General features: G+C 57.8%; 1 protein-coding gene. It reads left to right on the top strand.

All coding sequences use genetic code 11. From position 1 onward, the window contains the following. Nucleotides 1-393, top strand: a 393-nt coding sequence (locus NNN71_RS25340; RefSeq protein ID WP_271459620.1) for a carbohydrate porin, incomplete at both ends; no start/stop codon positions are given.

The following is a 393-nucleotide window of genomic DNA, read 5'->3' as shown; positions in this document are numbered from 1 at the left end:
CCTACGTCGGCGTGACCAACGTGCTCGAATCCAACCCGAACGCCTATATCTGGGCCGGTCGTGACTTCCACCAGCGTCCGCAACAGGGTATCAACGACTACTTCTGGATGAACCACGACGGCCAGGGTGCCGGGGTGAAAAACTTTGATATTGGCGGCGTGCAGTTCGACGTGGCCACGGTGGCTCAGGTGAAATCCTGTAGTCCGGAAGTGATGGCCGATGAGTCGAACCCGTCGCGCATCACCTGTACCGGTAACTCCGACACCGGTGACGACGGCCACTACGCGCTGACCACCAAAACCCACAACATCAAAGCGGGCCCAATCGATGTTGAGGTGTACGCCAACTACGGCTTCGACTCCAAAGCGGTGGATAACAACAAGCAGCTTGATG

The sequence above is a fragment of the Kluyvera sp. Awk 3 genome (genome assembly GCF_028069715.1).
Classification (GTDB): domain Bacteria; phylum Pseudomonadota; class Gammaproteobacteria; order Enterobacterales; family Enterobacteriaceae; genus Kluyvera; species Kluyvera georgiana_A.
The sequence above is the reverse complement of the archived record's forward strand: the minus strand, read 5'-3'. Positions and strand labels throughout refer to the sequence as shown.